Origin of the sequence: Bacillus sp. SORGH_AS_0510, assembly GCF_030818775.1 — a bacterium.
Classification (GTDB): Bacteria; Bacillota; Bacilli; order Bacillales; family Cytobacillaceae; genus Neobacillus.
The window spans coordinates 2,580,007-2,605,686 of the sequence record NZ_JAUTAU010000001.1; the positions used below are offsets into that span (position 1 = coordinate 2,580,007).

General features: G+C 37.1%; 28 protein-coding genes and 1 pseudogene. 25 read left to right on the top strand and 4 right to left on the bottom strand.

The window, feature by feature from the left end:
- Positions 1-49 precede the first annotated feature (49 nt).
- Positions 50-1,864 carry an oligoendopeptidase F gene (gene pepF / locus QE429_RS13315; RefSeq protein ID WP_307287540.1) on the bottom strand — a complete coding sequence of 605 codons (1,815 nt, stop codon included), beginning with the start codon at positions 1,862-1,864 and terminating at the stop codon, positions 50-52.
- Positions 1,865-2,050: 186 nt separating this feature from the next.
- Here pepF and QE429_RS13320 point away from each other — a divergent pair, with 186 nt between their 5' ends.
- The 3 genes from QE429_RS13320 (at position 2,051) to QE429_RS13330 (ending at position 4,485) form a co-directional block, all read left to right on the top strand.
- Complete coding sequence (locus QE429_RS13320) at positions 2,051-3,205, top strand: lactate 2-monooxygenase (RefSeq protein WP_307287541.1); 1,155 nt, start codon at positions 2,051-2,053, stop codon at positions 3,203-3,205.
- 266 nt (positions 3,206-3,471) lie between these two features.
- Entirely contained in the window at positions 3,472-3,957 is a 486-nt protein-coding gene (locus tag QE429_RS13325; RefSeq protein ID WP_307287542.1) for a PaaI family thioesterase, read from the top strand.
- A gap of 141 nt (positions 3,958-4,098) precedes the next feature.
- Positions 4,099-4,485 (top strand): hypothetical protein, encoded by a 387-nt coding sequence (locus tag QE429_RS13330; RefSeq protein WP_307287543.1) that lies wholly within the window; start codon positions 4,099-4,101, stop codon positions 4,483-4,485.
- A gap of 69 nt (positions 4,486-4,554) precedes the next feature.
- Here QE429_RS13330 and QE429_RS13335 read toward each other — a convergent pair whose 3' ends face one another.
- Positions 4,555-5,454: a TetR/AcrR family transcriptional regulator gene (locus QE429_RS13335; protein WP_307287545.1), complete on the bottom strand. Its 900-nt coding sequence runs from the start codon at positions 5,452-5,454 to the stop codon at positions 4,555-4,557.
- Between the two features lie 185 nt (positions 5,455-5,639).
- On the opposite strand from QE429_RS13335, the pseudogene QE429_RS13340 reads away from it, so the two are divergent.
- From QE429_RS13340 to QE429_RS13410, 15 genes and pseudogenes are all read left to right on the top strand, one after another.
- Positions 5,640-7,192 (top strand): annotated as a pseudogene (locus QE429_RS13340) (DHA2 family efflux MFS transporter permease subunit).
- 117 nt (positions 7,193-7,309) lie between these two features.
- Entirely contained in the window at positions 7,310-7,765 is a 456-nt protein-coding gene (locus tag QE429_RS13345) for a branched-chain amino acid aminotransferase (RefSeq protein WP_307287547.1), read from the top strand.
- Positions 7,766-8,247: 482 nt separating this feature from the next.
- Positions 8,248-9,012 (top strand): cobalamin-binding protein, encoded by a 765-nt coding sequence (locus QE429_RS13350; RefSeq protein WP_307287549.1) that lies wholly within the window; start codon positions 8,248-8,250, stop codon positions 9,010-9,012.
- Positions 9,013-9,479: 467 nt separating this feature from the next.
- Entirely contained in the window at positions 9,480-9,806 is a 327-nt protein-coding gene (locus QE429_RS13355) for a rhodanese-like domain-containing protein (RefSeq protein WP_307287550.1), read from the top strand.
- Positions 9,807-9,820: 14 nt separating this feature from the next.
- Positions 9,821-10,081: a metal-sensitive transcriptional regulator gene (locus tag QE429_RS13360; RefSeq protein ID WP_307287552.1), complete on the top strand. Its 261-nt coding sequence runs from the start codon at positions 9,821-9,823 to the stop codon at positions 10,079-10,081.
- A gap of 104 nt (positions 10,082-10,185) precedes the next feature.
- Positions 10,186-10,542, top strand: a complete 357-nt coding sequence (locus tag QE429_RS13365) for a rhodanese-like domain-containing protein (protein WP_307287555.1) — start codon at positions 10,186-10,188, stop codon at positions 10,540-10,542.
- A gap of 20 nt (positions 10,543-10,562) precedes the next feature.
- The gene (locus tag QE429_RS13370; RefSeq protein WP_307287556.1) at positions 10,563-10,865 is read left to right on the top strand and encodes a rhodanese-like domain-containing protein; all 303 of its coding nucleotides are present in this window, start codon (positions 10,563-10,565) and stop codon (positions 10,863-10,865) included.
- 88 nt (positions 10,866-10,953) lie between these two features.
- Entirely contained in the window at positions 10,954-11,214 is a 261-nt protein-coding gene (locus QE429_RS13375; protein ID WP_307287558.1) for a metal-sensitive transcriptional regulator, read from the top strand.
- A gap of 117 nt (positions 11,215-11,331) precedes the next feature.
- Positions 11,332-11,559 (top strand): sulfurtransferase TusA family protein, encoded by a 228-nt coding sequence (locus QE429_RS13380; RefSeq protein WP_307287560.1) that lies wholly within the window; start codon positions 11,332-11,334, stop codon positions 11,557-11,559.
- A gap of 66 nt (positions 11,560-11,625) precedes the next feature.
- The gene (locus tag QE429_RS13385) at positions 11,626-12,105 is read left to right on the top strand and encodes a DsrE/DsrF/DrsH-like family protein (protein ID WP_307287562.1); all 480 of its coding nucleotides are present in this window, start codon (positions 11,626-11,628) and stop codon (positions 12,103-12,105) included.
- A gap of 49 nt (positions 12,106-12,154) precedes the next feature.
- Positions 12,155-12,733, top strand: coding sequence for a sulfurtransferase TusA family protein (locus QE429_RS13390; protein WP_307287563.1), 579 nt, complete (start codon positions 12,155-12,157; stop codon positions 12,731-12,733).
- A gap of 76 nt (positions 12,734-12,809) precedes the next feature.
- Positions 12,810-13,937: an MBL fold metallo-hydrolase gene (locus QE429_RS13395; protein WP_373463199.1), complete on the top strand. Its 1,128-nt coding sequence runs from the start codon at positions 12,810-12,812 to the stop codon at positions 13,935-13,937.
- A 40-nt stretch (positions 13,938-13,977) separates the two neighbouring features.
- On the top strand, positions 13,978-14,754 hold the full coding sequence (locus QE429_RS13400) for a sulfite exporter TauE/SafE family protein (protein WP_307287565.1): 777 nt from the start codon (positions 13,978-13,980) through the stop codon (positions 14,752-14,754).
- Between the two features lie 124 nt (positions 14,755-14,878).
- The gene (locus tag QE429_RS13405) at positions 14,879-15,769 is read left to right on the top strand and encodes a redoxin domain-containing protein (RefSeq protein ID WP_307287567.1); all 891 of its coding nucleotides are present in this window, start codon (positions 14,879-14,881) and stop codon (positions 15,767-15,769) included.
- Between the two features lie 18 nt (positions 15,770-15,787).
- Positions 15,788-16,174, top strand: a complete 387-nt coding sequence (locus QE429_RS13410) for a YidH family protein (RefSeq protein ID WP_307287568.1) — start codon at positions 15,788-15,790, stop codon at positions 16,172-16,174.
- Positions 16,175-16,482: 308 nt separating this feature from the next.
- Here the strand turns inward: QE429_RS13410 and QE429_RS13415 are convergent, their stop codons facing one another.
- Positions 16,483-16,719, bottom strand: coding sequence for a hypothetical protein (locus tag QE429_RS13415; RefSeq protein WP_307287569.1), 237 nt, complete (start codon positions 16,717-16,719; stop codon positions 16,483-16,485).
- Positions 16,720-16,949: 230 nt separating this feature from the next.
- Here QE429_RS13415 and QE429_RS13420 point away from each other — a divergent pair, with 230 nt between their 5' ends.
- Positions 16,950-17,333 carry a DUF302 domain-containing protein gene (locus QE429_RS13420; protein WP_307287571.1) on the top strand — a complete coding sequence of 128 codons (384 nt, stop codon included), beginning with the start codon at positions 16,950-16,952 and terminating at the stop codon, positions 17,331-17,333.
- A gap of 77 nt (positions 17,334-17,410) precedes the next feature.
- Here QE429_RS13420 and QE429_RS13425 read toward each other — a convergent pair whose 3' ends face one another.
- Positions 17,411-17,710 (bottom strand): hypothetical protein, encoded by a 300-nt coding sequence (locus QE429_RS13425; RefSeq protein WP_307287572.1) that lies wholly within the window; start codon positions 17,708-17,710, stop codon positions 17,411-17,413.
- 116 nt (positions 17,711-17,826) lie between these two features.
- Between QE429_RS13425 and QE429_RS13430 the strand changes: the two genes are divergently transcribed.
- From QE429_RS13430 to QE429_RS13455, 6 genes are all read left to right on the top strand, one after another.
- Positions 17,827-18,507 (top strand): oxidoreductase, encoded by a 681-nt coding sequence (locus QE429_RS13430; RefSeq protein WP_307287574.1) that lies wholly within the window; start codon positions 17,827-17,829, stop codon positions 18,505-18,507.
- Positions 18,507-19,325, top strand: a complete 819-nt coding sequence (locus tag QE429_RS13435; protein WP_307290807.1) for a uroporphyrinogen-III synthase — start codon at positions 18,507-18,509, stop codon at positions 19,323-19,325. The genes QE429_RS13430 and QE429_RS13435 overlap by 1 nt, the downstream gene beginning before the upstream one ends.
- 401 nt (positions 19,326-19,726) lie before the next feature.
- Positions 19,727-21,094, top strand: a complete 1,368-nt coding sequence (locus QE429_RS13440) for an NAD(P)-dependent oxidoreductase (protein WP_307287575.1) — start codon at positions 19,727-19,729, stop codon at positions 21,092-21,094.
- A gap of 32 nt (positions 21,095-21,126) precedes the next feature.
- On the top strand, positions 21,127-22,413 hold the full coding sequence (gene preA / locus QE429_RS13445) for an NAD-dependent dihydropyrimidine dehydrogenase subunit PreA (RefSeq protein ID WP_307290808.1): 1,287 nt from the start codon (positions 21,127-21,129) through the stop codon (positions 22,411-22,413).
- 23 nt (positions 22,414-22,436) lie between these two features.
- A complete protein-coding gene (hydA, locus tag QE429_RS13450) occupies positions 22,437-23,855 on the top strand; it encodes a dihydropyrimidinase (RefSeq protein ID WP_307290809.1) in 1,419 nt (472 codons plus the stop codon).
- Between the two features lie 166 nt (positions 23,856-24,021).
- The gene (locus QE429_RS13455; protein WP_307287577.1) at positions 24,022-25,494 is read left to right on the top strand and encodes an NCS1 family transporter; all 1,473 of its coding nucleotides are present in this window, start codon (positions 24,022-24,024) and stop codon (positions 25,492-25,494) included.
- Positions 25,495-25,680: the final 186 nt, after the last annotated feature.

The following is a 25,680-nucleotide window of genomic DNA, read 5'->3' on the forward strand; positions in this document are numbered from 1 at the left end:
AAATGGGTTAAGCAAAAGAGAGGCAGAGTCAGCCTCTCTTCATATAAAATTACTGATAGGATTCTTCTAATTCATCAATTAAGGACCCAACATAGGCCACTGCTTTCTTTATAGGCTCTGGCGTAGACATATCAATGCCCGCGTGTTTTAATAAGTCAAGCGGTTTCATTGTACCACCTGCACGTAATACCTCCAGCCATCGATCCACCGCTGGCTGACCTTCTTCAAGGATCATCTGCGCAATAGCTGTTGATGCCGTTAACCCTGCAGAATACGTATACGGATAAAGACCCATGTAATAATGCGGCTGGCGCATCCAGGTCAAACTTGCCCCTTCATCAATTACGACTGTATCTCCCCAAAACTCAGAAAGAACTGATTGGGTTATATCTGTTAATATTTTGGCCGTTAGTGCTTTGCCATCTTCTGCGAGTGAGTAGACTCTACGTTGATATTCAGCCTCTAGTAAATGAGTGACAAAATTGTGATAGTAGGTTCCTAGGAGCTGCAGTATTACCCAACGACGCATTTTGTTATCTTTATAATTACTTAGTAAATGGTTACCTAATAACATTTCATTCATCGTTGATGGGGCTTCTATAAAGTACATAGAAGGACGGACATTCATGATCCTCTGATTTTTATTGGCTAAAAAGAAATGTCCCGCATGACCGAATTCATGTGTTAAGGTGAAACAGCCTCGCATATTATCTTGCCAAGTAATAAGGATATAGGGGTGAGCTCCATAAGGACTGGAGCAGAAAGCTCCTGTGGACTTTCCAACATTATCTGCTAAGTCAACCCATCTTTCCTTAAAACCTCTTTCCATAATTTCAGAATACTCAGGGCCCATCACTTTTAATGAATCCATTATGAGTTGGCTCGCTTCCTCATAAGTGGTTTTTGGATCAAAATCCGGGTCAAGTGGTGCTTTCAAGTCACAAAAAAGCATTTTATCTAGACCAAGAACTTTCTTTTTTAATTGGGCAAAACGCCTCATATGTGGGGCTAGTTCTTTATAAATTACATCAATTTGGTTATTATACATTTCCAAAGTAACCTGCTGTGGCTCCAGTAACATATGTGTAACGGATTGGAATTTTCGCATGCGAGCAAGGGTGATCTGTTTCTTCACCTCTGTAGCAAAGGTTGCCGCCATCGTATTTTTATATTTCTTAAGAGTTTCCACAAAAGAGTAATACGCCTTTCTACGAACTTCTGTATTCGATGAAAATTCGTAGCGGCTCTCAAATAAGGCAAATGATACGGGTAATTCAAGTCCATTCTCATCTTGTATTGGAGAAAAATCCATATCCGCCAACTTCGCCATTTGATAGATTTGATAAGGAGATCCTTGGAGCTCACCCAGTGCTGCAAGCGCCTCTTCAGTTTCAGGTGAAAGTCTATGTTTTTTTGTTTCAAGAAGTTCCATTAAGCTCTTTCTGAAAGCCTCAAGTTCTGACTCTTCTTGAAGGTACTTTTCAATAACACCTTCTTCGAGTGAAAGAATTTCGGAATTTATGAACGATAGTGCAGCGATACTTTTCGTACGTAATGCGGAAAATTTCGCTGAATTTGCCTGATTGATTGGATCAGTTCCATCTGCGGATTGTTTAAGATTTGCAAATGTCCAAGCTTTTATGATTTTCATGGACAGTTGTTCCTGTGCAGATAAGCAGTCTAATAATGCTTTTGCCCCTGTATGTATTGTTCCTTTATATTGTTCAAACTTGTTGATTTCCTGGTCAATAGCAACTAATTCTGCTTCCCAAGCCTGCTCTGACAGGAATAAGTCATCTAGGTTCCAAGTCAATTCTTCAGGTACTTCTGATCGGGCTAAACGTTTTTTAACTGTTTTTTCCATCTAGTCTCCTCCTACCATTCTTTCGAACTACTAAATTTATCATATATTATTAGAAAATTAAGTCAAATAATAACCAGCTCAAATAATTTGGATTTTCCTACTATTTTGTCAATTCATTGACCATTTAATTTTCGGGGTGATATCATATTAATGAAAACGTTTTCGGAAAAAGGAGGGATCTTGACAATGGGTTTCGGCAATAAAGTCCAATTTAATGTTTATCAAAAAATAGAGAATAACATTATACCAGTTTCATATGAAGAGTTAGAAGCAAAAGCTAAGGAGCAATTAGAAGCCAAACCTTATTACTATGTGGCGGCGTCTGCTGGTGCAGAAGTTACAGCGAGGAACAATAATAAATCATTTGAAAAATGGAATATAGTACCACGTATGTTGTGTGATACCTCATCGAGAGATTTAAGCATTGAATTGTTTGGAAAAAAATTTCAATATCCCTTATTACTTGCACCAATTGGAGTTCAATCTATCGTCCATCCAGAAGGCGAACTAGCAACTGCACGTGCTGCAGCTGATATAGGTGTTCCACTCGTTGCGAGTACAGCATCTACATATAGTTTGGAAAAAATATCTGAGGAAATGGGAGAAGGAGATAGGTGGTTTCAGTTATATTGGAGTAGTGACAGGGAAATAGCTGCAAGTATGGTAAAAAGAGCTGAAGCTGCAGGGTATAGTGCTATTGTCATTACACTTGATACTCCCATGATGGCATGGCGCGAAAAAGATATTGAACATGCGTATTTACCGTTCCTAGAAGCAGAAGGAATTGGTAATTATTTAGAAGATCCTGTTTTTTGTTCACGGTTAGAGAAGTCTCCAAAAGAGGATTTGAGGTCAGCCATTATGCTATGGGCTCAAGTATTCGGAAATCCTTCATTAACCTGGAATGACATAGAATATATAAAAGGACAAACTACTCTACCTATCTTATTAAAAGGGATTTTACATCCTGAGGATGCCAAGCTAGCAGTAATGCATGGTGTAGATGGAATTATTGTCAGCAATCACGGGGGAAGACAAGTGGATGGAGCCATCCCGGCAATTGAAGCTTTGCCAGAAATCATAGATAAAGTTGGAGACGAAATCCCTGTATTAATGGACAGTGGAATTAGACGTGGTTCTGATATAGTTAAAGCTATTGCACTAGGAGCAAGGGCTGTTATGGTTGGTCGTCCTTATATGTATGGATTAGCCTTGGCTGGAGAAGAAGGAGTTAAACAGGTACTTAGAAACCTTATTGCAGATTTTGACTTAACACTTGCTTTATCAGGGAAACGTTATGTAAGTGAGCTAAATCGGGACTTATTAAAAAGGCTGTGTTAAAGAACAGTGTTGATTAATACACCCTGTTGATTGGAGCGGAAGGCACGAAGACTCCTCGAAAATGCTATCGCATTTCCTTCGTGCGTGGGCGAATTCAAGATGTAATTCAATGTCCTGTGGGAGTATGGTTCAGGGGAGACCCCGCAGGCGCTTGCGTCGAGGAGGCTCGCCGAAACACCCACGAACCGCTCGTGCCTGGAGCGGAAATCAACAGAAAACTTTAACAGAGCCATTAAAAAAAATATAAAATTAACGGGGGAATTACAGTGGTAGAAAATAAAATAGTAGCTATTCAGGATGAGTATCCAGATGATTTCGCCTGGTGTTATGGCTGTGGCAGATTAAATGAAGATGGACATCATTTTCGTACTTGTTGGCAAGGGGAGCACACGGTGACACTCTTTAACCCCGAGTCACAACATTTAGCGCTTCCTGGATTCGTATATGGCGGTATAGTTGCTTCGTTAATTGATTGTCATGGAACAGGGTCAGCATCATTGGCACTTCACCGAAAAAACGGCCACGAACCGGGTGATGGGGAAGAACCTCCACGCTTTGTGACTGCCTCCCTAAATGTGAACTTTCTCAAGCCTACTCCTCATGGTGTGCCTCTAAAGGCGGTAGGAAGGGTGCATGAAATTCACCCGAAAAAATTTAAAGTTGAAGCAGAAGTATATGCAAATGACTTACTTTGTGCTCGTGGTGAGGTTGTAGCGGTAGTAATGCCGAGTACTTTTTTACAAAAAGCATAACCTATTAATAAGAAGACTGCCTCAATAATATAAAGGCAGTCTTCTTTTATATTGTCATCGAAATGAAATGTATACTTTTGAAACTAAAATTCCTTTCCACCCGTCAAATATTGTAGGAACAGAAGAACGGGAGGTTAATAGATGGAGAAGCTGAAAACTTTAATCGTTTCCTTAGTGATCGTGTTTGTCATTGGTTCTGGTTTTGTGATGAGTACAATTGGATCTGCCATTCTTCAAGAGGGAAATCCTCTGCCCATTCTGGTTTCTGCGATAAAACTTAAATTTTCTGAGTCAGAGTATGTTGAATTATCTAAAAACGAAAAAAGAAGCAGGTACATATCAGAAAGTAAAGGGAAGGATGCATATATAGTAGTAGAAGACTTTATGAAATCCAAAGGATGGTTTTTTCAAGAACAAATGGGATCAGGTCTAATTTTCACAAAAAATGGTGAGGATGCAGTGGTGGAAGTCAGACAATATTCAAGACATTATTTTATCTGGGAAATTCAAAAAGCTTTTTTCCAGTAAAAGCAATTTTTCTAAGTAAAAATAAATAATGAGACCCCTTTTCAATGTTGAAAAAGGGTCTTCTTTGTGTTAATCCTCGAACTGTCTAAAGAAATCTTTCACCAAAGATTCCAATTGAATCAGTTCCTTCTCAAGATGACAGTTAGACTTCATTGATGAAAGGGCACTCTCTGTAATAAATTTTCGCGGTACAGTTGAATGTAATAATTCATCAATTACAAAATCTAGAAGTTCAATAAATTTTACTTGATCAGTTTCATTTGGGATATGCTTTCCTATTGTTTTTCTCAATGACCCCGACTGCTGAAGAAGTTGAGTTTTAAACTCGTGCTCATTTTTTTGGCAACCAGGAAGCCATTTGTTTAAGAACTCTGGTTGTAGTAACTGATCTTCAGACTCAGCCACATTTTCCACCAGTTTTACTAAACGGCTAACACTATAACGAACTACCCGACTAACTTTTTCACCTGTTTCATAGGCCAGTCGATTGTATTGAACATTATTTTGGAGAATGCCTTGAAACATTATTGCGCAATCTAACATATAGGGTCTTTTGTCTTCACCAAAGATTTCAACAAAGCGTTTATAGTACCAGTGAAGGTTATTTAAACGACTGCGCTGAATAAATTGTTTTAAATCTTCATCATTTGAAGCCATCACTTCTTCAAATAGTGCTATCAATTTATGTTTTCTGTTTGTCAACATTTGCAATTCAATTTGTTTTATAAAAACCTCAATATCTGAGGGATCCTGACCAATAAGTAAGTCATTCTTGTCCTTTTCTAAATTCTTGTGGATGGTCTTATATATTGCGATTAATAACTCGTTTTTTGAAGAAAAATAGTTATAAAATGTCCCCTTTGAGATACCACTGTAGTCTAAAATGTCTTGTATAGACGTAGCTTGAAAACCCTTTTCAGTAAAAAGCTGATGAGCAGAATGAATAACATTCTGTTTTCTATTGTACATATAATCACCTTTGAATGGATTTGTACTTCCTGTATAAAATTATACTAACTTATTTCAAGTTCCTTTACAAACCCTTAAATTTGTAGAATTTTTTAATTGCAAAAATTGAACTCGCAGTATATTATTATCTAAGTGTGTAACAGGGGTATAAAAAAATGAACTTATAGTTTATAGGGGGAAATTCAATGGATCAATCTAAAGTAGAGGCTAAACGTCCGCCATATGGAATAATTGCCATCTTGATGATTGGAGCATTTATTGCATTCTTAAATAACACATTATTAAATATTGCACTTCCTTCCATTATGAAGGACTTAGAGATTGAAGCTTCCACAGTTCAATGGCTTACCACTGGATTTATGTTGGTGAATGGAATACTTATACCATTATCAGCATTTCTAATTCAAAAATTTTCAGTTCGCCAACTCTTCTTGGCTGCAATGGCTTTATTCACAATCGGAACCATTCTAGCCGGTTTCGCTCATAATTTTCCGTTATTATTAACTGGAAGGATGACTCAGGCCTTGTGGCCTCTGGTTCAGCGATCATGATGCCGTTATTAATGAATGTTATGTTAACAAGTTTTCCAGTAGAAAAACGTGGAATGGCGATGGGGATTTTTGGATTAGTATTAATGTTTGCTCCAGCTATTGGGCCGACATTATCCGGTTGGATTATTGAGCATTATGACTGGAGAATGCTCTTCCACTTTATTACACCAATTGCAATTGTTGTTATTCTGATTGGCTTTTTCCTACTTAAGGATAAGAAGGGCAAAGTCGATATCAAACTTGATTACTTATCAGTAATTTTATCCAGCTTAGGTTTTGGCGGATTATTGTATGGCTTTAGCTCTGCCGGTAAAGATGGATGGGATAGCCCGAAGGTATATGGTACTCTCGCATTAGGTGTGGTTACTTTGGTCATATTTATTTTACGTCAATTAAACCAAGAACGACCGCTTCTTAACTTTAGGATTTATAAATATCCAATGTTCGCTTTGTCATCGGCCATTTCAATGGTTGTTACTATGGCGATGTTCTCAGGTATGATTCTTTTACCTATATACGTCCAAACCATTCGTGGCATTTCTCCAATAGATGCTGGTTTAATGTTGTTACCTGGTGCTATAGTTATGGCAATCATGATGCCAATTACAGGAAAATTATTTGATAAGTTTGGTGGTCGTCTACTAGCTATCATTGGTTTGTCTATAACAGTGATCACAAGCTATCTTCTTAGTAATTTAACTCTTGACATGACTTATAAACACCTTATTTTCCTTTATACTTTTAGAATGTTCGGTATGTCTATGGTTAATATGCCAGTTACAACGAATGGGTTAAATCAGTTACCGGCTAGGTTCTACCCACACGGTACAGCAATGAATAGTACGATGCAACAGGTTTCAGGTGCGATAGGTACAGCATTATTGGTAACGGTTATGACAACACGTGCGAAAACACACGCAACGGAACTCGTTGCGGCTGCCAAAGCTAAAATGATCAGCAATCCACCAACAACAGCAATTACGGAAGCTATGAAATTAAAAATGCAACACGACATTCAAATGAAAGCTATGCTTGAAGGTATAAATGATGCTTTCTATGTCAGCGTCTTTATTGCAGGACTCGCATTAGTTCTTGCTCTGTTCATCAAACGTGCAAAACAGGCAGAAGATCCTGGAGAAATAAAGCCAGCAGGTAAAAAAGTAGTAGCTAAACTAGCTGAAAATTAACAAAAGGTGCCAAGCGTAAAGTGCTTGGCACTTTTTTTGCTATTTAGGCAGTCTAGATTTGCATTTTAGGGGAAAATACTCAATATTAGTATTGGAAGTTATTTTAGGAGGATACATATGGTGAATTTTTCGGATGCATATATTGAACGTTGTGATAAAGAGACAGAGAATATGATAAAAATTGAAACAGAAGCTTTTTTATCACAAGCGCTAACTTATTTAAAAAAGAATAAAAAAGAGTTTATCTATTTGGAATCAAAGTGGTTTGATGAGATTGGAGTGGAAGCAATTTCACTAGAAGTAGACGATGTTTTTGCGACGTACGATGTGATGTTAGGATTAAAGCTTCAAAAGAAATTCGACAAATCCATAAGGTCATATCTAGATACAAATTTACAAGGTAAGGATGCTAAATTTGATTTGATGTTCAGTCAAGAAGATGGTTTATGGAATTTAAATTTTACATTAAATTATGTGGAAGGTTTTAAGGAAGAAATGCCACTAAGTGAGGCCTTTAAACTCATTTACCAATTCTTATTTAAACTAGTTGACACAGTAAAAGTAGTACAATAGTTAAACCCCAAAAAACTAACCAGCTAAATTAGCTGGTTAGTTTTTTGAAATAGGAACAGTAACAGATTGATCAATGAACCTGTACTAAACTCTCTAGCCATAAACTCCACGCGATTATCATAGACATTCACTGCATATCCTTGTGATTGAGTTGTATTTTTTCCTGTACCTTTTTAAAAGTGTATGCTGCTGCACTTATATTCACCATTGTAAGACCATCTTGAACAATACAGCTTTGATTGTTTAGAGGATAATGTGAATGTCTGCTAATTAGAATTAGATGCGGATATTTTTTTAGTAATGCTAGGATTTTTTGGTCTTTGAGTCCCGCAGCCCATTGACTGCCGTAAACTGTTCCAATTATTGGCTGGTGTAATTATAATGATAGAATAAGTTAAACATTGCTAAAACCTCGCTAGAATATTTATTATTATATCTCGATTGTAAAGTTGATTCTTGAATGAAAATAAAGGAGGAGGACCATGCGAGTTATATCCCTTTGTCCAAGTAATACAGAAATAATGGAATACTTGGAACTGACACACTTATTAATAGGTGTTGATGATTTTTCAGACTGGCCTAAATCCATTGTGCACCTACCTAGATTAGGACCAGATTTATCAATTGATATGGGTCTCGTCGAAAAATTAAAGCCTGACATGGTTCTAGCTTCTTTAAGTGTTCCGGGGATGGAGAAGAATGTGGAGCAATTAAAGGAACGGGGAATTCCTTATATCATCCTGAACCCGCAGTCTATATCTGATATCGAAAAAGACCTTATTTCTACAGCGGAGGTACTAGGATACCCCGAACTAGGCAAACATGCTGCTGAAAAATTTCGTAATAAACTTAAAAAGGTGAAACAGCAAAGACCTAGTAAACAGTTTACACCCTCTTTATATTGGGAATGGTGGCCGAAACCTGTTTTTACGCCAGGTAAACTTAATTGGCTTACTGAAATTTCTGAGTTGGCAGGTGCAGTCAATTTGTTCCAAGATGTTGAATTAGCAAGTGTTCAGACTGATTGGGAAGACGTATTGAACCGGCAACCGGATTTTATTTGTCTAGTTTGGGTGGGGGTTAGAAGGGAAAAAGTACAAAAAAGTATCGTCAAAAGACGTGCAGGATTTGAAAGATTGAACCTAGATGAAGATCAAATTTTGATCTTGGAAGAAGAACTTTATTGTAGACCTTCACCAAGACTACTTGATGGTTTAGAAAAGTTGATCGGATTGATTCAAAAATAAAAGCTTTTGCCTTACATTCAAAGGGTTCTGTTTTCGGGTGGATTGTTATTAAAGACACAAGAAATGACTTATCTGCTTATTCCCGCATTTAGAATTAAGAGGGCCCTGGTTTGGGGATCAGGTTAAGCACACGAGTCGATAAATAGAGGGAGAATTTCCCCCTATTGATTCTAATGATGCGAAAATGGGAGATTTTTTTTTCATAAGCGGAAAAACTCCCCTTATTCACTCCCCGAATCGAACTTCATTTTGCATTTAACCGGAACAATCCCTCTTTATTTTACTTGCGGGTTACTCGAGTAATATGAAGAAGCTCAGCGAAACACTTAAGAACCGCTCGCATTTGAGCAGAAATCAACAGTCAAAAGTAACAGAGAATATTAAAAATTTGGTAATACAATTCGCTTTACAAAATACCCTTAAGGGTATAAAGTTATTTTTGTATTAAACATCATGGAGGTTACTTAATGTTTATTTCGTGGTTTATTGGAGCGTTAATTATTTTTTTTATATATCAAAGGTATGTTCCTGTTAGAGGAATTTCATCTGTGCAAAATTTTATAAATAATGGGGAATTTGTTTTGCTGGATTTAAGAGATTATCAAACAACTTCAAAAGAGGAGATTCCGTACGCAGTAAATATACCATACGCATACTTAAAACGATATTACAAAGAAATACCTAATAAAAAACTTCTAATCATTGCTTCAGATTCTATTGAAAAAAATCTCGCCATCCGTTTCTTAAGAAAAAGAAATTTCTCCATTCAAGGTTTTATGATACTAGATGAATAAAGGAGTAATAAACAATGGAGTATGATAAGCAAACAAAAAATAGGTTAAAACGAACAGAAGGGCAAATTAGAGGAATCTTACGTATGATGGAAGAACAACAGGAATGTAAGAAAGTCATTAATCAATTATCAGCTGTTAGTTCTGCCATTAGCCATACAGTTGGAGTTATTGTGAGTGAAAACCTTAAGTATTGCTTAATTGAACAAGTTGATGCAAGCAACAAAGATGAACTAGTCAATGATGCAGTAAAACTCTTGGTTAGAAGTCGAAAATAAAAAGTGTTGACATGAATTTTTTTCTTTGTTAATATACCCCTATGGGTATATTAAATTAATCCTCTCTAAATGGTTAGAGGAAAAATTGAAGGAGATGAGTGGATTTGAGTACAGGAACCATAATCATAATTTTATTGGTTGGATTTTTGGCCTGGAGGCTTATTCCTGTAAAAGGGGTACGCAATATCACAACGGCTCAATTAAAAGCTGAGCTTGGTGATAAGAACAAACAATATATTGATGTTCGCACACCAATGGAGTTTAAGGGACGGAATATTAAAGGGTTTAAAAATATTCCACTTGATCAATTATCCAATAAAGCAGCTACACTAGCAAAAGATAAAGATGTCATTGTTATATGCCAAAGTGGTATGAGAAGTACACAAGCCGCAAAAATCTTAAAAAAATTAGGTTTTATTCAAATTACAAACGTAAAGGGCGGCATGAGCGCCTGGAATTAAAAATTAGGAGGAATAAAAAGATGAAACGGATTACAGCTAAAGAAGTGGAACAAAAACTTCTAAATGGTGAAGAGTTAAATATTATTGATGTTCGCGAAGTGGCAGAGGTGGCAACTGGTAAAATTCCAAATGCAGTTAACATTCCTTTAGGATTAGTGGAGTTTAAAATGCCAGATCTTGATAAAAAAGAAAAATATATTATTGTTTGTCGTTCAGGAGCAAGAAGTTCACAAGCTACCATGTTCTTAGAAAGCTACGGCTTCGATGTTACAAACATGGATGGCGGTATGATGGCTTGGGAGGGCGAAGTTGAATTTTTATAAGTAAAATTACCAATAATACATCTATAGGTATGCTATGTCTATGGAAATCCGAATATAGAGGATTTATTAAAAAGGATTGGTGTTTACGGTGAATTACAATGATCAAATGAAAAATAGAATTAAGCGGATGGAAGGCCAGCTTAGAGGAATCTTAAAAATGATGGAAGAAGATAAAGATTGCCGTGCAGTTATTACTCAACTATCGGCAGTTCGTTCTGCTGTTGATCGGACAATTGGAGTAATTGTTAGCTCAAATTTAGTGGAATGCGTACTTGATGCAGAGAAAAATGGTGAAAAAACTGATTTATTAATAAAGGATGCTGTAAATTTACTTGTCAAGAGCAGATAAAAATAGTTCATAGTGTTGACACATATATATTAATTTATTAATATACCCATAGGGGTAATGTTGATAATCCAAACAACCTCAAAAATTTGAAATCAATCCTAAAGGAGATTATATACAATGAATGCAGATAAAATTCTAGATGCTAAAGGGTTAGCATGTCCCATGCCAATCGTAAAAACAAAAAAAGCAATAAATGAACTTAGCACTGGTCAAGTATTAGAAATTCATACAACCGATAAAGGTGCAAAAAACGACCTTTCTGCTTGGGCAAAATCTGGAGGACATGAGCTTTTAAATTTTGAAGAAGATCAAGATGTACTGAAGTTTTGGATTAAAAAAGGCTAATTTTTTTAGAAAATAAAATACCTGTACGGGTATATGTAAAAACGACTATAATCAGGAGGAATTATTTTGACGGAAAAGAAAAGGACGACAATTGTATTGTTTAGTGGAGATTATGATAAAGCGATGGCGGCGTACATTATTGCAAACGGAGCTGCTGCCTATGACCATGAAGTAACTATTTTCCATACATTTTGGGGATTAAATGCATTACGTAAAGACGAAAATATTATGGTTAAAAAAGGGTTCATTGAAAAAATGTTTGCAAAAATGATGCCAAGAGGCGCAGATAAGATGGGGCTTTCCAAAATGAATTTTGCAGGATTTGGTCCCAAGATGATTAAAGACATTATGAAAAAACACAATGCAATGCCATTACCACAGTTAATTGAGATGGCACAAGAACAAGAAGTAAAGCTAGTTGCTTGTACGATGACAATGGATCTTTTAGGACTAAAGCAAGAAGAGCTACTAGAAAATATTGAATATGCAGGTGTAGCAGCTTATTTAGCCGATGCTGAGGATGGCAATGTAAACTTGTTTATTTAATAGAATAATAGAATTAAAACCTTGTTGGGTATATTTTAGGAGGAAGATTATGACATCATTAAAAACGGATTTAGTTGTAGATGCAAAAGGATTAGCATGTCCAATGCCAATCGTGAAGACCAAAAAAGCTATGACCGGTATAGAAGCAGGTCAAGTATTAGAAATTTTAGCAACTGATAAGGGTTCAAAAGCTGATATTAAAGCGTGGGCACAAAGTTCAGGTCATCAATATTTAGGAACCATTGAAGAAGGCAACGTGCTTAAACATTACCTTAGAAAATCCTCTTCTGCTGAGGAAGAAGCCGAGAGAAAGCATCCGTATGTTACTTCAAATGAAGAGCTTGCTGCTAAGTTAGAGGCAAATGCAAACATCGTTGTACTCGATGTTAGGGAATTGGCTGAATATGTGTTTAATCATATTCCAAATGCTGTTTCAATTCCATTAGGTGAATTAGATGATCGTGTAAATGAATTAAGTAAAGAGGTTGAAATTTTCGTTGTTTGCCGAACAGGTAATCGAAGTGACTTTGCAGCACAAAAATTAGCAGAAATGGGCTTTAGTAAAGTCTTTAATGTTGTACCAGGTATGAGTGAATGGGCTGGAGAATTAACAAGCATAAACAGCTAATCAAATGGGGCTTAACCGCCCCACAAAAATATAATTTTTTTTTGAAATAAAATATACCATAGGGGGTAAATAAAACATGTCAGTTAATGTGATGACTTCAAAAGAAGTAACTAAAAAGGTATTTAACAAGGAACCATTGTTTATTCTCGATGTTCGTAACGAAAGCGATTTTCAAGATTGGAAAATTGAAGGGGAAAATTTTGAGTATTTAAATATTCCATATTTTGAGTTGCTTGACGGGGTAGAAGAAATTTTAAATAAAATACCCACTGATAATGAGGTATTAGTGGTATGTGCTAAGGAAGGCTCTTCTGTTATGGTGGCAGAGATGCTTTCAGAAGAAGGGTTATCAGTTTCCTACCTTCAAGGCGGAATGAAAGCTTGGAGTGAACACTTAGAGCCTGTAAAGGTTGGAGATTTAAAAGACGGAGGAGAGATTTATCAATTTGTTCGTATTGGTAAAGGCTGTCTATCGTATATGGTTGTTTCAAAAGGTGAAGCTGCAATTATTGACGCTACAAGAATGACAGATTATTATCTTGAATTTGCAAAAAGTGTTAATGCAACTATTACTCATGTGTTTGATACACATTTACATGCGGACCATATTTCTGGAGGCCGTATGATTGCTGAGAAAACAAATGCAACTTATTGGTTACCTCCAAAAGATGCAACTGAAGTAACATTCGCATACCAGCCATTAGAAGGTGGCAATGATGTAACAATTGGTGGAACAACGATTAATATCCATGCATTGTATTCACCAGGACATACAATCGGATCTACATCATTTGTAGTAGATGAAAAATATTTACTTTCCGGTGATATCTTATTTATTGATTCAATTGGACGTCCGGACCTTGCTGGAATGGCAGAGGATTGGGTTACTGATTTAAGAGAAAGTCTTTATAAGCGATATAGAGAGTTATCCGAAGAATTAATTGTGTTACCTGCACATTTTATGATCATTGACGAATTGAATGCAGACGGAAGTATATCTGAAAAGCTAGGTACGTTATTTGCAAGGAACCATGGCTTAAATATTGCAGATGAAAATGAGTTTAGGAAATTAGTAACCGAAAACCTACCACCACAGCCCAATGCATATCAAGAGATTCGTGAAACAAATATGGGAAAAATAAATCCGGACGTTGAAAAACAACGTGAAATGGAAATTGGACCAAATCGATGCGCAGTGCGATAATAGGAAGCGGAAGTGGATATCCCTTCAAAAGGAGGAGAAAATGGGTATCGATTTTGTAATTACCATATTCTTAATTGGTTTTATAGGCTCATTTATTTCAGGTATGTTAGGAATCGGTGGTGCCATCATTAATTTTCCGATGCTATTGCTTATCCCAGCTGCTGTAGGTGTGGCTCATTTTACAGCGCATGATGTGGCAGGTATTACTGCGATACAAGTATTCTTTGCAACAATAGGGGGAGTTTGGGCATACCGAAAAGGCGGATATCTAAATAAAAAATTGATTGGCTATATGGGTATTAGTATCTTAATTGGTAGCTTTATGGGTGGATTTGGTTCAACACTTCTACCTGAGAGTGGAATTAATATCGTCTACGGAGTTTTAGCATTATTAGCCGTGATTATGATGTTTGTTCCTAAAAAAGGAATTGATGATATCCCTATGGACCAAGTCAAATTTAATAAGTGGCTTGCTGCAACACTTGCATTAATTGTGGGAATCGGAGCTGGAATTGTAGGTGCCGGTGGTGCGTTTTTATTAGTCCCAATTATGCTAGTTGTTCTAAAGATTCCAACAAGAATGACAATTGCATCATCTTTAGCTATCACATTCATTTCTTCAATAGGCGCAACGGTTGGTAAAGTTTCAACAGGTCAGGTAGAGATCATACCTTCTCTAATCATGGTGGTTGCAAGTCTCCTTGCCTCTCCATTAGGTGTTAAAATGGGTAAAAAGATGAATACAAAGGTTTTACAAGTAATTTTAGGAATATTAATCTTTTCAACTGCAGTAAAAATTTGGATAGATATTTTATAATCATTAAATGGGGCTAGGAATAGCCTTTTTTTCATTTCTAAATAGATTCTTATCAAAGTAATGGAAAATTTTAATTGTGGGGGCTGGATAAATGAACGTAATCCAAATAGGGCCAATATCCATTATGCTTAAATGGGTACTGCTTGGTTTTGGTATCCTATTAGGGCTAGTGGTAATTAAAGGGTGGTTGCAGAAAACTCAAATGAAAGAAAAGAGTAAAAGAATCTTTGATACGTTAACAAACAGCCTTTTTATATTAATTTTAGTTTGGAAGGGCAGTCTCATTGTATTAGAACCAAAGCTTATAGTAAAAAGTCCTATTTCAATCCTTTATTTTACTGGTGGCACTAAAGGGCTAGTTATTGCAACACTCATTTCCCTTATTTATTTTATTTATAAAAATATGAAAGCGAAAACTTCAAAAAAAATTATTTTTCAAACTATTCTTATCTTCATTTTAATAGTTCTTAGCAGTTATCACTTTACTACCTTTCTCGCTTTAGATAATACGACAATATTGTCGGTGAATAAAATAGAAAAAGGTAAAGTAAAGGAAGCTGTATCATCATCAAAGGATCTAGATATAGGGCTTCAGGAAGGGAATAAGGCACCGAATTTCGGCCTAAGAACTTTAGATGGACAAGAAGTTAAGCTTTCTGATATGGTTGGAAAGAAAGTAATATTAAATTTCTGGGCCACATGGTGTCCACCATGTAAGGCGGAGATGCCGCATATGCAGGAATTTTATGAGGAACAGAAAAATAACCAAGTTACGATTTTAGCTATAAATTTAACTACTTCTGAAAAAAGTAGTAACAATATAGGGGCTTTTGTGAAAGATTACGGACTAACCTTCCCGATTGTACTTGATGGTGATGGACAAGTCGGGCAAACATACCAAGCGGTTACTATTCCAACCAGTTATATTATTGATACCAAAGGCGTCATCAGGAAAAAAATTATAGGACCAATGGATAAAGAAATGATGACTGAGTTGATACAAGGTATTGATTAAAGTAAAAGTAGGGATAAAATGCAGAAGGACGAAATAAAGGAACAAGAAATGAAGCAGACGGTAGATTCAAAATATATTCAACAGCATCTTGCAAACGAACGGACATATTTAGCATGGATCAGAACAGCTATTGCAATAATTGGTGTTGGCTTTTTAGTAACCAATTTACATTTTAATATGATGTCTAGTCTCTCTCCAATAGGAGATCTTTTAGCAAATTTAATTGGGATCGCCTCTGTTGGACTAGGAATTGTTACTATTCTAATGGCGACAATAGTATATCTGAAAAAGGTTAAAACAATTAACCAGCAAACCTTTACGGCATCTAAAAAATATATCATTACACTCAGTATCTTAATTATTTGTATAACATTGTTATTTGGAGCCTACTTTTTAATGTTTTAATTAAATTACATAATGACAAAATAAAAAGCACTTTGGAGTGCTTTTTATTTTTTATTATTTGGCTCTGCTAAACTTGCCTGTTGATTTCGGCGCCAGGCACGAGCGGTTCGTGGGTGTATCGGCGAGCCTCCTCGACGCATGCGCATGCGGGGTCACACCTAAACCATACTCCCACAGGACATTGAATAAGCTTCATCGAATCTACACCGCACGAAGGAAATGCGATAGCATTTTCGAGGATCTTCGTGCCTTCTGCTCCAATCAACAGGGTGTAAATATCAACACTGTTCTTTAACACAGTCTCTTATTTAATTGTTGTTAAGCATACAGTCTGTGTTTGTTTCTTTTTTCATTTTTGATGCACAGTCCTTATGCATTTCTTTAAGTTGTTTTTCACTTAAATCAGGATGCTTCTCTTGCATAAATGGGAGCATTTCTTTGAAGTCACTAACTTTGCATGCAATCTGGTCACTAGCTGCCATGACCCCAGTTCCCAATCCTAATAGCATAACTGCTGTAAAAATACCTGTTACTAATTTTTTCATTTTTATACCTCCCATGCTATATTGCTTACAAGAATAATTTTATAATATTTAAGGCAAATAACATGGAGCATTTGTTACAATACTGTAGCATCATTTTAAATAAGGTGAAATTGAACTGATGGAAATAATAGATAGGGATTGAATTGTATGATTGAAAGATAATAAAACGATTGATATGTATTGGTCAAATACATCTGCAAGATAATGGAAAAAGGAGGAGACTTTTCCATATGTTTCATTATACGGTTGATTCCAATAAATCACTTACTGAAGCAGTTAACGCTGTGGAGGAAGCTTTAAAAGAAGAGAAGTTTGGTGTACTGTGGAGCTTCAATATACAAGAAAAACTGAAAGAAAAAGGGGTAGACCTTGAAAAGGAATTTATTGTTCTAGAGGTCTGCAATCCGCATGAAGCAAAAAGAGTATTGATGGAAAATAATCTAGTTGGTTATTTTTTACCGTGTAAAATTGTTGTTTATAAGGAAGAGAACCAAACGAAAATTGGAATGCCAAAGCCATCTGCGTTAATGAGCATGGTATCAGATGAAAACCTTGGACAAATTGCACTCGATATTGAAATGAGGCTTATATCCTGTCTTGAAAAAGAAAAGTAATTTTTAATATTGTCCCTTTTTAATTGAAAAAAGCATGACAACCAGGTGATTAATGATTTTGTCATGCTTTTCCCCTTTTAACTTAAATCTTGTCCCGAAATAGAAATAGCTGTACCAGTTGAAGTATTTTGACTTACCCAGCTAAGTGAGGTCTCCGAAACAGCTGACCAATTAGGAATTTCATTCTGGTGTTTTTCTACCCAGCTCATACAATAGTGAGGGTCAATATTGTATTCTAGACATTGAGACAAAAAAGATTGAATGGTATCTTCATTACAATTTTCCCATGAGCCACATGTATAACTCCAAACATTTTCCATTTTTGCTTGTATAGATACTTCATTAATAAATTCACTAAAATGACTTTCGTTTATCACTATACATCCTCCCCCAAAATAGGTTCTCACTCCATACAGTATTTCCAAAGATTCATAAAAAAGCCGTTGGAATTTGTTATTATAAATGCGAGAATGATGATTAAGGGGGAGTTAAAGTGAATAATCAAGTAAGAACTGCATTGGTCCTAGGCGGTAGTGGGCTCGTAGGGAAAGCGTTAGTAGAAACCTTAATCCAACAAAATACATATAAAAAAATTGTGTTGTTAGTTCGAAAACCAATTGAAATTATCAATCCTGTTTGTGAACCGCATGTGGTTGACTTTGATCATTTGGAAAACGAAGATGAGTTATTTCAAGTTACCGATGTCTTTTGCTGTTTAGGAACCACTATTAAAAAAGCAAAAACAAAGGAAGCTTTTCGAAAAGTGGATTATGACTACCCGGTAAAAGCAGCTAAATTATCTTATAAAGCGGGTGTTGACAATTTCTTAATAGTGACAGCAATGGGTGCAAATCCAAAATCACTCATTTTTTACAATAAAGTAAAGGGTGATGTAGAAGAGACACTTAAAAAGCTAGAGTTACCTTCTCTTCATATTTTTCGCCCATCATTGTTGTTAGGTAATAGAGAGGAATTCCGTTTTGGTGAAAAAATAGCAGCAAAAGCTAGTAATATACTGAACCTTTTCATGGTAGGTCCATTAAAGTCCTATAAAGCAATAGAGGCAAAAAAAGTTGCTGCGGCTATGGCAGAAGTAGCTTCATCAGAAAATAAAGGTGTACAAATTTATCGATCGGATGAAATTCAACAACTCGCAAAAAGGATTATAGTATGATGAAAAAGCCACTTTCCGGTAAACGTATTGTCATCGGTAGTTCTCGAAAACTTGAAGAAATACAAACACTAATTAAAAAGCAAGGTGGATTTCCACTAGTACGTTCCCTACAAGGGACAGTTTTCTTAGCCGAGAAGGAGGTGGAGCCTGATTTTGTTGATTTTATTAAAAATGGTGCAGATTGGGTCATTTTTACAACTGGAATCGGCCTTGAAACGTTGGTCAAGATTGCTGAAAAGCTAGGTTACAAAGAAGAATTTCTATCAAATTTACGTCAGGCGAGGGTTGCTTCAAGAGGATATAAAACACTTGCAGCGTTAAGAAAATTAGAGATTACCCCAGCGTTAATAGATGAAGACGGAACGACTGAAGGTTTAATTCATGGTTTACGAAGCTTTGATTTTTCAGGAAAGCGAGTCATGATCCAACTACATGGTGAAACTGCACCGAAAATGCTACACTTTCTAGAGGAGCGCGGTGCTTCCATACAAAAAATTCTTCCTTACCAACACATACCTCCTGAAACGGATACTGTTCAAAAATTATGTCATGAATTACTGAATTATGATTGCGATGCAGTTTGTTTCACTACGGCTACCCAGGTACGTTCACTCCTTGATTATGCGAGGGCGAATCATTTTGATAAAGAAATCATTGAGGTCTTTGGACATCATGTATTAGCCGTTGCCGTTGGAAAAGTTACTTTAGAAGCGTTGAAGGAGGAAGGAATTGATCGGGTCATTGTTCCAGAGCATGAAAGAATGGGCGCAATGATTATTCAATTGGCAAAATACTTTCAAAAACAAACTACCATTTAAGCATACCTTCTACGAGGTATGCTTTTTTAAATCGCTAGTAGTATGTGTCGAAAAAAACTATGTAAGAAAAAATGACAATTCGATTTATTTTTACAATTTTTTTAGTATGCTTATGTTAAATTGAAAAAGTATTCAGAAAATGTACAAGAAATCAGCTTAACCACTTTTTACATAATGAATAATCAAATGCCTGCATCATTTAACAAAATGTAAGGTGCAATGCTTATTTCAGGTCTGTAAAATAAAATTAAGATGCAGAATTTTCTGCAAAGTTTATACTTAAGCAGAAGGAGGCTGGTGTTATTCCCAAATCTATTACAAAAGAACAGTGTTTTTAAAGCGCTTTCATTTAATGTTTTCTATATTATTAATGATTTTACCAGTCAAAGGAGGATATTTCTTTGCCAAATGAAAAAATCGAACGTATTTCCTTTTCTGATCTCGAAAAAAATTTTCTAGAGGTGGAAAAAGGATTAACAAACCGTGAAGCGGTTGAAGAATCAAATCGATGCCTCTATTGTTATGACGCCCCATGTATTAAAGCCTGTCCAACAGGGATTGATATTCCAACATTTATTAAAAAAATTGCCTCAGGAAATTTACTTGGCTCAGCTAAGACGATTATGACCTCTAACCCAGTAGGAGCAAGTTGTTCAAGAGTTTGTCCAACAGAAGAACTTTGTGAAGGTGCTTGTGTCCTAAATCATTCAACTAAACCAATTATGATTGGTAATCTCCAGAGATATGCGACAGATTGGGCAATCAAAAATGAACAAACACTTTTCAAACCTGGTGATTCAAACGGTCTTACCGTGGCTGTTATTGGCGGTGGACCTGCTGGATTATCAGCGGCTAGAGAGTTGGCTAGATTAGGCTATGATGTGACTATATTTGAGGCTGCAGGTCAGGCTGGGGGATTAAATACGTACGGTATCGTTTCCTTCCGCTTACCGCAATCAATTTCCTTCTGGGAAGTAGAACAAGTAGAAAAATTAAATGTAAAAATAAAAACAAACACCATGGTTGGAAGAGATGTATCGGTTGAAGAAATCACAAATAACTTTGATTATGTCATTTTAGCAGTTGGTATGGCCCATGTACCAAGGCTGGGAATTGATGGTGAGGACTTGAATGGAGTCTATGATGCGATTGAATTTGTCAAAGCTACAAAAAGCGGCCAACTTTCCAAGGATTTTGTGGGCAAAAGAGTAGTCGTGATCGGTGCCGGAAATACAGCGATTGATGGTGCCACTTGCTCTGTTCGATTAGGAGCAGAAAACGTAAAAATTCTTTACCGAAGAACTGAAGAAGAAATGACAGCTTATGACTTTGAATATGAATTTGCTAAGCAGGATGGGGTGGAGTTCCGTTGGTTAACCGCTCCTAAAAGAATTCTCGGTGATGAGTCTGGTAATGTCACTGGGGTAGAGTGTGTCAAGATGATGCTTGGGGAACCGGAAAAGGATGGGCGCCGCAGACCAGTTGAGGTTAAAGGGTCTGAACACATCTTACTGGTTGACGCTGTAGTCAAAGCAATTGGTCAAACCAGACATTTCGAACTCATAAATCAATTTGGTCTTCTGCATGAAGGCGGGGTTGTGAAAGTGCACCAGGAAACGTACCAAACCTCTAACCCAAAAATCTTTGCCTGCGGTGATGTGGTTTTTGGAAAAGGAAAAGGAGACGCGATGGTGGTCACCGCAGCTCAACAAGGGAAGAATGTGGCTTATGCTATTCATAAGCAATTTTCAGTGGTTGGTTCAGCATAGTACTTTATTGAAGGTAAAGGGGAGAAATAATGATGGCTGATTTACGTATTAATCTTGCAGGTATAAAATCTCCTAATCCATTTTGGCTTGCGTCAGCACCTCCTACAAACTCTGGATACCAAGTCCAAAGAGCATTCGAAGCTGGTTGGGGAGGAGCCGTTTGGAAAACATTGGGTGACCCTATCTTGAATGTTTCATCTAGGTTTGCTGCTATTAGTTTTAACGGACAAAGAGTAGCGGGTTTTAATAATATTGAGTTAATTACTGACAGACCATTGGATGTCAATCTAAAAGAAATCTATGAAACTAAAAAGAGATTCCCGAATCATGCGATCATTGCTTCTTTAATGGTAGAGCCCAAACAGGAGAAATGGCATGAAATTGTCAAGCGTGTGGAAGATGTAGGGGTTGACGGACTTGAATTAAACTTTGGCTGTCCGCACGGAATGGCTGAACGGGGAATGGGAGCAGCATCAGGACAGGTGCCTGCACTTGTAGAGCGTCAAACCTACTGGGTAAAAGAAGTGGCAAAAACGCCTGTTATTGTTAAACTTACTCCAAATATTACCGATATTACAGCAACTGCTGAGGCTGCCTGCAATGGTGGTGCCGATGCCATAAGTATGATTAATACAATTAATAGTTTAATGGGAGTAGACCTTGATTCTTGGAATACCATCCCACATGTGGCAGGTAAAGGAGCACATGGAGGCTATTGTGGACCTGCGGTAAAACCGATTGCGTTAAATATGGTAGCAGAATGTGCAAGAAACCCACATATCAATGTTCCGATTTCTGGTATTGGAGGAATTTCAAACTGGAAAGATACGGTGGAATTTATGTTAATGGGAGCTACAGGTGTTCAAGTGTGTACTGCGGCCATGCATCATGGATTCCGAATTGTTGAAGATATGATTGAGGGACTTAATAATTACTTAGATAGTAAGGGAATTGCCTCTGTTACAGACATCATTGGAAAATCTGTACCAAGGTATTCTGACTGGGGGAACCTGGATCTTAACTATAATATTGTTGCAAAGATTAATACTGACGTTTGCATTAATTGTAATAAGTGCCATATTGCCTGTGAGGATACATCACACCAATGTATAGATATGCTACAAGATGAAAGTGGAAAAAGTTATCTGAAGGTTAGGGAAGAGGATTGTGTAGGTTGTAATTTATGTTCGATTGTATGTCCAGTTGATGGAGCAATTGATATGGTAGAAGCACCAAGAGAGATGCCTCCAATGACTTGGAATGAGCGTCAAGCTGCATTAAATGTAGCAGTGGAATGTAAAGCGGACGTAGCTAAGTAGTAATAGATTAGGAGGGAATAATGATGAAGAAGATAATTAAAAATGGAACAATTGTTACCGCAACAGATACGTATCAAGCAGAGGTTTTAATTGAAGACGGGAAAATCTCACAAATTGGTACCAACCTTTCAGCAATTGGAGCGGAAGTCATTGATGCAAAAGGTTATCTTGTTTTTCCTGGGGGAATTGATCCGCATACCCATTTAGATATGCCTTTTGGAGGGACGGTTACGAAGGATGATTTCGAATCCGGTACCATTGCCGCTGCATTTGGTGGAACAACTACAATAATTGATTTTTGCTTAACTAACAAAGGAGAGCCACTAAAAAATGCCATTCAAACCTGGCATGATAAATCTAAAGAAAAGGCTGTAATTGATTACAGTTTCCATTTAATGATCTCAGAAATTAACGACGAAGTACTGAATGAACTTCCATCTGTGATAAATGATGAAGGAATCACTTCCTTTAAAGTCTTCATGGCTTATAAAAATGTCTTCCAAGCAGATGATGAAACCTTATTTCGAACGCTAGTTTCCGCTAAAGAGCATGGTGCTTTAGTAATGGTACATGCTGAGAACGGTGATGTGATTGATTATTTAACAAAGAAGGCTCTAGAGGAAGGAAAAACAGAACCGATTTATCATGCCCTTACAAGACCACCTGAACTTGAAGGAGAAGCTACAGGACGTGCCGCTAAGCTTACGGGTCTAGCAAACTCACAATTATATGTTGTCCATGTATCCTGCGCAGATGCTGTGGAAAAGATTGCAGAAGCACGCAGTAAGGGCTTTGAGGTATGGGGTGAAACGTGCCCGCAATATTTAGTACTTGACCAAAGCTATTTAGAAAAACCTAATTTCGAGGGTGCAAAATACGTTTGGTCACCTCCACTAAGAGAAAAATGGAATCAGGAGGTATTGTGGAACGCGCTAAAGAGTGGTCAACTCCAAACTCTTGGCTCTGATCAGTGTTCATTTGATTTTAAAGGACAAAAGGATTTAGGTAGGGATGATTTTACAAAAATCCCGAATGGCGGCCCGATTATTGAGGACCGTATATCCATATTATTCTCAGAGGGGGTGAAGAAAGGACGTATTAGTTTGAACCAGTTCGTTGATATTACTTCAACAAGGATTGCCAAACTTTTCGGTCTATTTCCGAAAAAAGGAACTATTGCAGTTGGGGCGGATGCAGACCTCGTTATTTTTGATCCAAATGTGGAACGGGTAATATCTGCAGAAACACATCACATGGCAGTTGACTACAATGCCTTTGAAGGCATGAAGGTTACCGGAGAGCCAGTTTCTGTTTTAGTCCGTGGGGAATATGTGGTTCGTGACAAGGCGTTCGTTGGTAAACCAGGTTCAGGCCAATATTTAAAGCGAGCAAAGTATAACTTGAATACTCCGTTGAACCAGGGTGAAACATTATCAATCTAACAACAATTACAGCTTAAGTTTTTAACTATATTTGAAGTACACTCCGGCAATTGCTCAGATTCTGGGCAATTGCTCCTCTTTATTACTTTTTTGTTGTTATTAGTCGGTTGTTTGAATTTTTAGATGTTGAATTCAATAAAATAAAACCGAAACAAGGAGTGTTTCCATGAAAAAAAGCCATTTAAAATCACCAGATTTATTACCGATTCATCAAAAGGACAGAACAATTACAAAATTGGGATACTCGTTTATGTGGGTAGGCATGGTTGTCGTTCTCGCTACCTTTGCAATCGGCGGTGCAGGCGTTATCAACCTTTCATTGCCTTGGGTTATACTCGCAACAGTGATAGGAAGTCTTGCGATTGGTTTCTTCATTTCTTTAATTGCGGATATAGGGATCGAACATGGGATTTCTTTTCCGGTTTATATGAGAGCACCGTTTGGGACTATAGGTACTCACATCCCGTCCATAACACGAGGTGTAGCTGCATCGATGTGGTTTGGAATTAATACCTATTTCGGTGCAACAGCGATGAATGGTATATTAAATATTTTATTTGGCTTTGATAATTGGTTTATTTGCTTCCTCATTTTTGCTGTCGTTCAATTAGTCAATACTGCACTAGGAATCAAATCCATTGAACGTTTTGCTGATCTAGCAGCCCCTATAATTCTTCTAATTTCCTTATGGATGTATGTTACACTTTCAGACCAGGCAGCAACTGCAGGAAGAGATGTTTGGAGTTGGGTGGAATCACCAGTTACAGGTGGTGCAGCCTTTTCAGCCTTTTTAGTTGTTGTCTTTAGTAACATGGGCTTTTGGGCTACATTAAGTGCTGATATCCCTTCTATTTCACGTTTTATTAAGGCTCCAGTTAATGAGAAAAATTGGTTTAAGCGAAATAAAGGCTCATTAATTGGTAACCTTATCGCAATGCCATTGACACAGACGTTTATGATTATCATTGGTGCCGTTTCGTATATTGCTGTATTAAATTATGATCCCGTGGTAGCTTTACAAAAAGCAGCAGGCGGCTTTATCCTGGCTATTTTATTATTAATGATTGTATTGGCTCAATGGTCTACAAACACTGCAGCTAACGTGGTTCCTGCTGCAACAATCTTCTCGAATGTAGGCGGTCCGAAGTTTCCTTTTTGGGCAGGAGTAATCACAGCAGGTGTAGTTGGTACCATTGTTCAGCCGTGGACATTATTTGGGGTTATTATTCCTATTTTACTTTTCGTAGGTGGTATCCTTTCAGCGATTGTTGGCATTCTGTTTGCAGATTATTACCTACTTCGTAAACGACGTGTGAATGTTCCAGAATTATATGAAGACAAAGGTCAATATAAATATATGGGCGGAGTAAACCTAGCAGGATTTATTGCTTGGGTAATAGGAGCTGTAGCTTCGTACTTTGTACCGAATTATGGTTTCATAGTTGGTTTCGTGGTTGGTGCAGGAATCTATTATGTTCTCGCAAAATACTGGTGGTTCCAAAAATACCGTCAAGCAGAAATTGAAGATCCAAGTGACGAGAAATACTTAGGAATAAGCGTTGGACGTGATTGGGTAATCGAAGAAAATGCCTACGAAACTGTCTTGGAAGAAATTCCAAATAATCTTGATTTATATTAATTTGGCTATATTAAAGAACATTGTTGATTTTTTTACACACTGTTGATTGGAGCGGAAGGCGCGAAGACTCCTGTGGGAGTATGATTCAGGGGAGACCCCGCAGGCGCGTTTCTCCGAGAAGGCTCGCCGAAACACCCACGGAAAGCGAAGCGCCTGGAGCGGAAATCAACAGCAAGCAAGCAAAGC